The organism is Actinomadura geliboluensis (genome assembly GCF_005889745.1).
Lineage (GTDB): Bacteria > Actinomycetota > Actinomycetes > Streptosporangiales > Streptosporangiaceae > Spirillospora > Spirillospora geliboluensis.
Genome location: NZ_VCKZ01000353.1, coordinates 1 through 9443 on the forward strand (window position 1 = coordinate 1; position 9443 = coordinate 9443).

Sequence of the window (9443 nt, forward strand, 5' to 3'; positions counted from 1 at the left end):
CCGTTGTGAGCAGCGTCAGATGAGTATAAGAGACAGCAGTATGGCGACCCTTCCCGAGGCGCGGGGGAAAGGCGCCGCTCGGAATGTGCTGTCCGCGCTGGCGGGGTGGGCGGACGCGAACAATGCCGACCGCATGTACCTCCAGGTCGAACGCGGGAATGGGGCGGCGTCGCGGCTCTACGCGCGGGCGGGGTTCACCGAAATGTGCGTCTACCACTACCGGAGCGCCGGGCGGCGGTAATGGGCGTGCGAAGTGTCGGTGGCGACCGGCAGAATCGCGTGCATGGTGGCCGACGAACTGGTTCAGGTGTGGCGGGACGTCATTCAGGGCGACGAGAAGTCGTGGGTCCTGTTCGAGAACGGGACGTGCGTGATTCTGATGGAGCCCGAGGACGATCTGAGCGCGCAGGCGGTGGAGTTGCTGCGCGAGTACGGGCCCGTCCACGCGGGCGGCCCCGCCGGTGACTTCGGAACGATCGATCTTGAGGCGGCGCCCGGATGGGCCGTGTACGGGCACCACGGCGACATCCTCACCTATGTCGCTCCGGACGAGGTCGAGGAAGGCGCGGACGATCTGGTCGTGGGCCTGTTCGGGCGGGCGAAACGGGATCGGGACGGCCGGGAACTCGCCGTGGTCCATGTGGAGGACAAGCGGGCCCGGTGAATTGGCGCACCGATGTCAGCGGATGTCTGTACAAATGTCGTGTGACGGAGTGGGACGAGGAGGCGCTGGCGCGGTTGCGGGCCGCCGCCCATCGGGGCGACGGCGATACCGGGGTGCTTCGGGGGCGTCCGCTCGAACCGGTGCTCCAGTACGCGGGTGACGTGCTGCTCGCCGCGCTGGCCCGCGACGGCGGCGGCGAAGCCCTGGCCCGCGCGTGCCTGGACGGCCTGAAGGCGCGCGGCCTGCCGGGTGACGCCGAGTTGGCCGCCCAGCTCGCCGCCGCGCTCGACGGCGCCCCGCCCGATCCGCTCGTCCCGCTGCCGGTCGACCTCGGCGCCGTGGCGGCGGCCCTGGACGACGGCGGCCACGTCCTCGACCTGGAGCGCGGCGACGTGCTGCCCCACGACGAGGAGCTCGTGGAGATCCCCGACCGCTGGCTGCCGATCCCGCCGGGCGTCCTGCCCGAAGGCGAGGACGCCCGGCGGGGCGCGGCGCGGCAGTGGCTCGCCGAGCAGGGCTACCGGCCCGTCCCGCGCAGCCTCTAGGAACCGGGGCGCACGAGCGGGAACGGGATCGTCTCCCGGATGCTACGGCCGGTGAGGGTGATCAGCAGCCGGTCGATGCCCATGCCCATGCCGCCGGCGGGCGGCATCGCGTACTCCAGGGCGCGCAGGAAGTCCTCGTCCAGCTCCATGGCCTCCGGGTCGCCGCCCGCGGCCTGCAGCGACTGCTCGGTGAGCCGCTTGCGCTGCAGGATCGGGTCGATCAGCTCGGAGTAGGCGGTGCCGAGTTCCAGGCCGAAGACGATCAGGTCCCATTTCTCGGCGAGCCGCGGGTCGGCGCGGTGGGGCCGGGTCAGGGGGGACGTCTCGGCCGGGTAGTCGCGGACGAACGTCGGCGCCGTCAGATGCTCCTCGACGAGCGCCTCGAACAGCTCCTGGACGATCTTCCCCTGCCCCCACTGCGGGTCGACGTTCAGCCCGTGCCGCTCGGCGAACCCGCGGACGGCGTCGCGCGGCGTGCCGGGGGTGACCTCCTCGCCGAGGGCCTTCGACACCGACTCGTAGACGGTGATCTCGTCCCAGGGCTCGGCGAGGTCGTACTCGACGCCGTCCCGGACGACGACGGTGGTGCCGAGGGCGGCGCGGGCCGCGTCCACGACGAGGGAGCGGGTCAGCTCCGCCATCGTGTCGTAGTCGCCGTACGGCTCGTACGCCTCCAGCATCGTGAACTCGGGGTTGTGCTTCTGCGACACGCCCTCGTTGCGGAAGTTGCGGTTCAGTTCGAAGACGCGCCCGACCCCGCCGACCAGCAGCCGCTTCAGGTACAGCTCGGGCGCGATCCGCAGGTAGAGCTGCATGTTGTAGGCGTTGATGCGGGTGGTGAACGGCCGCGCGGTGGCGCCGCCGTGCACGGGCTGCAGCATCGGCGTCTCGACTTCGAGGTAGCCGCGGGACCGCAGGCCCTCGCGGACGGCGGCGACGGCGTCGCCGCGCATCCGCAGCATCCGGCGGGACTCGTCGTTGACGATGAAGTCGACGTACCGCTGCCGGACGCGGGCCTCGGGGTCCGACAGCCCGGAGCTCTTGTTCGGCAGCGGGCGCAGGCACTTGGCGGTGAGCGTCCAGGACGCGGCGAGCACCGACAGCTCCCCGCGCCGGGACGTGACGACCTCGCCGCGCACCCCGACCTGGTCGCCGAGGTCGATGAGCGTCTTCCAGTGGCGCAGCGACTCCTCGCCGAGCGCGTCGGCGGTGAGCATGACCTGGAGGTCGGCGGTCTCGTCCCGCAGCGTGACGAAGATCAGCCGGCCGTGCTCGCGGGCGAGCACGACGCGCCCGGCGACGGCCACCTCGGTTCCGGTGTGGGCGTCGGGGGCGAGGTCGGGGAAGCGGGCGCGGATGTCGGCGGCGAAGTCGGTGCGCTCGCAGCCGAGCGCGTACGGCTCCATCCCGGCGGCGCGGATCTGGTCGAGCTTGGCGTGCCGCACCCGCTCCTGCTCCGACAGCCGCCGCTGCGGGGCGCGCGCCGCCTCCGCCGCCTCCTCGATCTCGTGGATCTTGTCGACGAGTTCGGTGGACGGGACCATCGCGGCGGCCCGGTCGAGCTTCGGCCGGTTGAAGCTCGGCAGGAATCCCTCGGCGCGCGCGTAGGCGAGCCCGAGGCGGATCAGGTGGCGGCCCTGCGTGTAGCAGATGAAGCGGGGCCGCCAGTGCGGCATGTACTTGGCGTTCGACAGGTACAGCGATTCGAGCTGCCAGAACTTCGACGCGAACGACAGGAACTTGTAGTAGAGCCGCGCGACCGGCCCGGCGCCTATCTGCGAGCCGCGCTCGAACGCCGAGCGCAGCATCGCGAAGTTCAGCGAGAGCTGCTGCGCGCCGATCGCGGCGGCCTTCTCCGCGAGCTTGGCGACCATGTACTCGTTGAGGCCGTTCTCGGCGAGCCGGTCGCGGCGCATCAGGTCGAGCGACAGCCCGGCCCGCCCCCACGGGACGAAGCTGAGCAGGCCGCGCAGCTCCCCGTGCGCGTCGAACGCCTCCACCATGACGCAGCGCCCGTCGGTGGGGTCGCCGAGCCGGCCGAGCGCCATCGAGAAGCCGCGCTCGGTCTCCTCGCCGCGCCAGGCGTCGGCGCTGCGGATGAGCTTGGCCATCTCCCAGCCGGGGATCTGCGCGTGCCGCCGGATCCGGACCGTGTACCCGGCCCGCTCGACCCGCCGGACGGCCTGCCGCACCTGCCGCATCTCGCGGCCGTCGAGGTTGAAGTCGGCGAGGTCGATGATGGCCTCGTCGCCGAGCTCCAGGGCGTCGAACCCGTGCCGCTTGTAGATGTGGGCGGCGCGCTCGCCGACGCTGACCGCGCCGGGGATCCACGCGTGCGCGCGGCACTCCTCCAGCCACGCCTCGATCGCCTGGTCCCAGGATTCGGGGTCGCCGAGCGGGTCGCCGCTGGCGAGGGAGACCGAACCCTCGACCCGGTAGGCGATGGCCGCCTTGCCGTTCGGCGCGACCATGACATCTTTGTCGCGGCGCAGCGCGAAGTAGCCGAGGGAGTCCTGGTCGCCGTACTCGGCGAGCAGCGCGCGCGCCGCGAGCTCTTCGCCGGGGGACAGGACGGGGTCGCGCCGCCCCGGCTTGAACAGCGCCCAGAACGTGCCGATCAGCAGCCCGGTGCCGAGGCTCCACAGGATCACGTCGACCCAGAACGGCACGGCGACGTCGATCGGCTTGCCGGTGACGCGCGGCCCGAGGACGGTCTGCGCGATCGCGTAGAGCGGGTGCGTCCACACGTCGCCGCTGCGGTTGCGGTCGGTGACCGTGACCAGGAACGTGCCGATGCCGCCGGTCACGATCAGGAGGCTGGTGAAGACGATGGTCGCGAGCCGCCGGTTGGCGCGGTCGGGGAGGGTGGTGAACTCGCCGCGCGCGGAGATCAGCAGGCCGAGCACGGCGAGGTACACGGCGGCCGTGACGATCAGCCCGACGGGGGTGGGCCGCTCCGGGTTGATCAGCGTGGTCAGCACGGCGGTGACGCCGAGCGCGGTGGGCAGGCAGAAGATCAGGACGAGGATCCGCCAGGCGGCCTTCTTGCGCCGCCGGACGCCCATCGACAGCAGGATCCACAGCAGCCCGATGGGCACGCTGGGGAACCAGCCGAGGTACCCGATCCAGCGCAGCGCCCAGATATCGGCTATCTCGAGGATGAGACCATAGGAGACCCACGCGAGCAGCGACAGGATCCCGGAGAGACGGGTGTACCAGAAGAAGATCGTCGGCGCGGCCTGGATGAGCCGCCCCCACTCGCCCCGCAGGCCGCCCGTGCCGTGCGGTTCCCTCTCCGGCATGCCCCCCCAGTCGCCGCGCGGTGTGGCCTTGTTCTTTTTACCGGGTGTCACGTCCATCACGCTTTCGTCCGCGGGCGCCCGTCCGGCGGCGAACCTCGGGGTGGTGCCGGACGTCGTACGGATAGGGGGATGTGGCTTGCAAGCTCGGTCCAAGGTTGTCAGCAAAAGTCGATATGGTCGCGGATATGCCAAATGAACCCACCGGTGAGCGGTTGCTCGCCCGCCGCTACCGCCTGGTGACCCAGGTCGGCCGGGGCGGCATGGGGACGGTCTGGCAGGCGCACGATGAGGTCCTCGGTCGTGACGTTGCGGTGAAGGAGGTCATCCTCCCGCATGGTCTCACCGATGAGGAACGCGCCGTGCACCACAAGCGCACGTTCCGTGAGGCCCGTACCGCCGCGCGGCTCGGCCACCCCGGCGTCGTGACGGTCTACGACGTCGTCGAGGAGGACGACCGCCCCTGGATCATCATGGAGCTGATCAAGGCCCGCTCCCTGGACCAGGTGATCAAGCAGGACGGCCCGCTGGAGCCGCGCCGCGCCGCCGAGATCGGCCGGCAGATGCTCGCCGCGCTGCACGCCGCGCACGGCGCCGGCGTCCTGCACCGCGACGTCAAGCCGAGCAACGTGCTGATCACCGGCACCGGCCGGATGGGCGAGCGCGCCGTGCTCACCGACTTCGGCATCGCGACCGCCGCCGGGGACGCGACCCTCACCCAGACCGGCCTGGTGATGGGCTCGCCCGCCTACATCGCGCCCGAGCGCGCGCGGGGCCGCGTCGCCGGCCCGGCGTCCGACCTGTGGTCGCTCGGCGTCACGCTGTTCGCGATGGTGCACGGCCGGTCCCCGTTCGAGCGGCCCGAGCCGATGGCCGCGCTGGTCGCGGTGATCTCCGAGGAGCCCGACCCGCCGGAGAAGGGCGGCCGGCTCGTCCCGGTCATCGAGGGGCTGCTGCGCAAGAACCCCGACCAGCGGATGGACGCGATCGAGGCCGGCGCGCTGCTGGACGACATCGTCCGGCAGGAGACCATCGACACGCAGCGCACCATGGCCGTCGAGTTCTCCATGGACGACCTCGCCGACCCCCAGGGCACCGTCCAGGACTCCGCCTACCGGTCGCGGCCGTACGCGGAGGCGTACGCCGAGCCGTACCCGGAGACGTACGCGCCCGACCAGCCGCTCCCGGAGGAGATGGAGGAGTCGGGCGGCCGTCCGGAGGCCCCCGAGTCCGGCCCGTCCGCGGCGTCGCCGGCGGCCCCGAAGGCCCCGGCGCCCGAGAACGCCCAGGAGGCGCGCCCGGACCAGCTGACCAGCCTCGACCTTCCCGCCGCCGCGACCCGCGCGGCCAAGCAGGCGGGTCCGGCGGCCCCGGCGGCGAGCCAGGCGAACGCGGAGAACCCCGGCGAGACCGCGCCCGACCCCGACCGGGTCAGGTCGTGGCGCTCCGGGCCGCGCACCGAGCCCGCCGGCGCGATCCGCTCCGACCAGGTCCCGCCCGACCGGCCCGGCCCGGCCACGCACTTCCCGCCGACGACGCACCACCCGTCCGCGCGGCCCGCGCTGGCCGCCAACCGGAACGTGCTGATCGTCGCCGCGATCGTGCTGATCATCATCGTGGTCGTCGCGAGCATCGCCCTCGCCAGCGGCGGCGGGGAGGACAAGCCGGCCCGCAAGGAGGGCGCCACCACCCCGTCCAGCACTGGCGCGTCGCCGTCGACGCTCGCCACGACCGCGTCGTCCAGCGTGTCGCCGAGCGGGTCGCCGAGCGCCTCGCCGAGCGGCGGGCTGCCCGCCGGGTTCACCCTGCACAAGGACCGCAGCGGCTACGCGGTGCCCGTCCCGAAGGGGTGGAGCGGCCCGGAGCGCAAGCAGGGCGGCGACTTCTTCTACTCGCCCGACCGCAAGGTCTACCTCCAGATCGACCAGACCGACGACCCGGGCGACAGCGCGATCGACGACTGGCGGCGGCAGGAGCGGGGCGGCGCCGGGTTCCCCGGCTATGTGAAGATCAAGATCGCTCCGACCGGCGACCAGCCGCCCGTCCGCGACACCGGCGACGGCGACGACTCGGCCGACTGGGAGTTCACCTACAACGGCGACGGGGGCCGGGTGCACATCCTGAACCGCGGGTTCGTGGCGAACGGGCACGGCTACGCCATCCTCCTGCGCGCGCCCGACGCCGCCTGGGCCAAGGTGTTCGCCGAGCTGCAGCCGGTCTACGCGCACTTCCAGCCCGCGGACGACTGATGGACGGCCGCCTCCTCGCCGGTCGGTACCGGCTCGAATCCGTGGTCGGCCGCGGCGGCATGGGCACCGTGTGGCGCGCCCGCGACGAGACCCTCGACCGCGAGGTCGCGGTCAAGGAGGTCGTGCTGCCCGCCGGGCTGAGCGACGAGGAGCGGGAGAACCGGCACCGCCGGACGCTCCGCGAGGCCCGCGCGTCGGCGCGGCTGAACCATCCGGGCGTCGTGACCGTACACGACGTCGTGGACGAGGACGACCGGCCGTGGATCGTCATGGAGCTGGTGCGGGCCCGCTCGCTCCAGGAGATCGTGGACGAGGACGGGCCGCTGCCGCCCGGCCGCGTCGCGGCGATCGGCCGGCAGATCGCGGGGGCGCTGCGCGCGGCGCACGCGATCGGCATCCTGCACCGCGACGTCAAGCCCGCGAACGTGCTGGTCGCGGCCGACGACCGGGCCGTGCTCACCGACTTCGGCATCGCCCAGCTCGCGGGCGACGCCACCCTCACCGGCACCGGGCTGATCATGGGGTCGCCGGCCTACATGTCGCCGGAGCGGGTGAACGGCGACCCGGCGATCCCCGCGTCCGACCTGTGGGCGCTCGGCGCGACCCTCTACGCGGCGACGGAGGGGCGGGCGCCGCACCACCGCAGCGACGCGATGGCGGTCCTCGCGGCGGTGATGACGCAGGACGTCCCGCCGCCGCGGAACGCGGGGCCGCTCGCACCCGTCCTCATCGCGCTGCTGGAGCGCGACCCGGTGCGGCGGCTCAGCGGCGACCGGGCGGAGGAGGCCCTCAAGGCGGTCGAGGCGGGTCACGCCGCCGAGCCGGCCGCCGCGCACCCGACGACCGCGCAGCAGCCCGTCCCGTTCCAGGCTCCGGCTCCGGTCCCCGCGCCGGCCGCGTCGGGCATGACCGCGCCGTTCCCGCCCGGTCCCGGGGCGCAGGGGGCGACGACCGGGTACGCGCCCGCCCCGCCGCCGATGCCGTCCGCCCCGCAGGCGCCCGCGCCGCCGCGCAAGCGGTCGGCGTTCCTGCCGGTCCTCGGGGGCATCGCCGCGGCGGCCGTGATCCTGTCGGTCGCCGGGGTCGTGTTCTGGATGAACCGTCCCTCCTCGCCCGCCGACCCGGACCTGACGCCGACGCCGCCCGCCGCCGAGGGCACGCCGTCCGCCACGCAGAACCCGCAGGACACGCCGACCAGCGCGCCGCCGTCGCAGCCCGCCTCCAGCGCCACGGCCCTGCCGGCCGGGCTCGTCCGGTCGGTCGGCAACGGCTTCACCATCGGCGTCCCTCGCGGCTGGGTGCGCGCGACGCGCGGCAACAGCACCGTCTGGACCGACCCCGTGTCCTCCGCCTACGTCCAGGTCGACCAGACGATCTGGACCGGGGACCCCTACGACCACTGGGTCGTCTGGGAGCGGGAGGCCATCGCGGACGGCAAGCTGAAGGACTTCCGGCGGGTCGGGGAGATCACCCGCACGACCGTCGCGGGCCGCCCCGCCGCCGACATCGAGTTCACCTGGACCCGGGGGACGGGCCTCACCCGGGCCCGCGACCGGGGTGTGATCATCGACGGCCGGCCGTTCGCCGTGGTGGTGGCGGTTCCCGCGTCCCAGTGGAACGAGAGAGAGCCGCTCGTGAAGAATGTGCTCGACACGTTCCGTCCCTCCGGGGTGGGATGACCGATGGGGGGACTCTTCCGACATGGCACAGGCACGTCTGCTCGGTAACCGCTACCGGCTGGACTCGGTGGTCGGCCGGGGCGGCATGGGCACCGTGTGGCGCGCCTTCGACGTCATGCTGGACCGCGAGGTCGCGGTCAAGGAGGTCGTGTTCCCGCCGGGCCTGACCGAGGAGGAGCGCGCCGTCCTGTACGAGCGGACGTTCCGGGAGGCGCGGGCGTCGGCGCGGCTCAACCACTCCGGCGTCGTGACCGTCCACGACGTCGTGCAGGAGGGCGACCGGCCCTGGATCGTGATGGAGCTGGTCTCCGCCCCGTCCCTGCAGGACGTCATCGAGCGCGGCCCGCTCGACCCGCGCCGCGTCGCCGACATCGGCCTGCAGATGCTCGGCGCGCTCCGGCACGCCCACGAGAAGGGCATCCTGCACCGCGACGTCAAGCCCAGCAACGTGCTGATCACCGGGTCCGGCCGGGTGGTGCTCACCGACTTCGGCATCGCGCAGATGGAGGGCGACGCGACGCTCACGCAGACGGGCCTGGTCATGGGGTCGCCCGCCTACATCCCGCCCGAGCGGGCGCAGGGCGAGCGGGCGGTGCCCGCGTCGGACCTGTGGGCGCTCGGCGCGACCCTGTACGCGGCGCTCGAGGGCCGGTCGCCCTACGAGCGGTCGGACGCGATGTCGTCGCTGCAGGCGGTGCTGACCGAGCCGGTCCCGATCGCGCGGAACGCGGGGCCGCTCGCCCCGGTGCTGGACGGGCTGCTGGCGCGCGAGCCGGTGCACCGGATGACCGCCGCGCAGGCGCAGCCGCTGCTCAGCCGGGTCGCGGCGATGCCGGTCCCGTCCCGTCCGGCCCGGCCGCCCGCGCCGCCTCCGCAGCCGCCGTCGGCGAGCGAGACGGTGATGGACGAGCCGTCCGCGCGGCGCCGCCCGGCGTCCCGCGTCGAGGACGCGGCCGAGACCGTCCTGGACCCGGCCGGTTTCGCCGACCCGGTGACCCGCCTCGACC

7 protein-coding genes are annotated in these 9443 nt (G+C 73.4%); 6 read left to right on the top strand and 1 reads right to left on the bottom strand.

Going from position 1 to position 9443, the window contains the following annotated elements:
* The first annotated feature begins 19 nt into the window (after positions 1-19).
* Genes ETD96_RS34215 through ETD96_RS34225 form a run of 3 tightly spaced genes read left to right on the top strand, consistent with a single transcriptional unit; the run spans position 20 to position 1209 of the window.
* Positions 20-241 carry a GNAT family N-acetyltransferase gene (locus tag ETD96_RS34215; protein WP_338072634.1) on the top strand — a complete coding sequence of 74 codons (222 nt, stop codon included), beginning with the start codon at positions 20-22 and terminating at the stop codon, positions 239-241.
* Between the two features lie 42 nt (positions 242-283).
* On the top strand, positions 284-664 hold the full coding sequence (locus tag ETD96_RS34220) for a hypothetical protein (RefSeq protein WP_138640626.1): 381 nt from the start codon (positions 284-286) through the stop codon (positions 662-664).
* Positions 665-705: 41 nt separating this feature from the next.
* Positions 706-1209, top strand: coding sequence for a hypothetical protein (locus ETD96_RS34225; RefSeq protein ID WP_138640627.1), 504 nt, complete (start codon positions 706-708; stop codon positions 1207-1209).
* On the opposite strand, the gene lysX is transcribed toward ETD96_RS34225, so the two are convergent.
* Positions 1206-4511, bottom strand: coding sequence for a bifunctional lysylphosphatidylglycerol synthetase/lysine--tRNA ligase LysX (gene lysX, locus ETD96_RS34230; protein ID WP_138640629.1), 3306 nt, complete (start codon positions 4509-4511; stop codon positions 1206-1208). The genes ETD96_RS34225 and lysX overlap by 4 nt on opposite strands.
* Positions 4512-4696: 185 nt before the next feature.
* Between lysX and ETD96_RS47100 the strand changes: the two genes are divergently transcribed.
* From ETD96_RS47100 to ETD96_RS34245, 3 genes are all read left to right on the top strand, one after another.
* On the top strand, positions 4697-6757 hold the full coding sequence (locus ETD96_RS47100) for a serine/threonine-protein kinase (RefSeq protein WP_240808434.1): 2061 nt from the start codon (positions 4697-4699) through the stop codon (positions 6755-6757).
* Positions 6757-8436 (top strand): serine/threonine-protein kinase, encoded by a 1680-nt coding sequence (locus tag ETD96_RS46135; protein ID WP_205719586.1) that lies wholly within the window; start codon positions 6757-6759, stop codon positions 8434-8436. Before ETD96_RS47100 ends, ETD96_RS46135 begins: the two co-directional genes overlap by 1 nt.
* 22 nt (positions 8437-8458) lie before the next feature.
* On the top strand, positions 8459-9443 hold a 985-nt coding region (locus ETD96_RS34245; protein ID WP_138640628.1), incomplete at its 3' end, for a serine/threonine-protein kinase.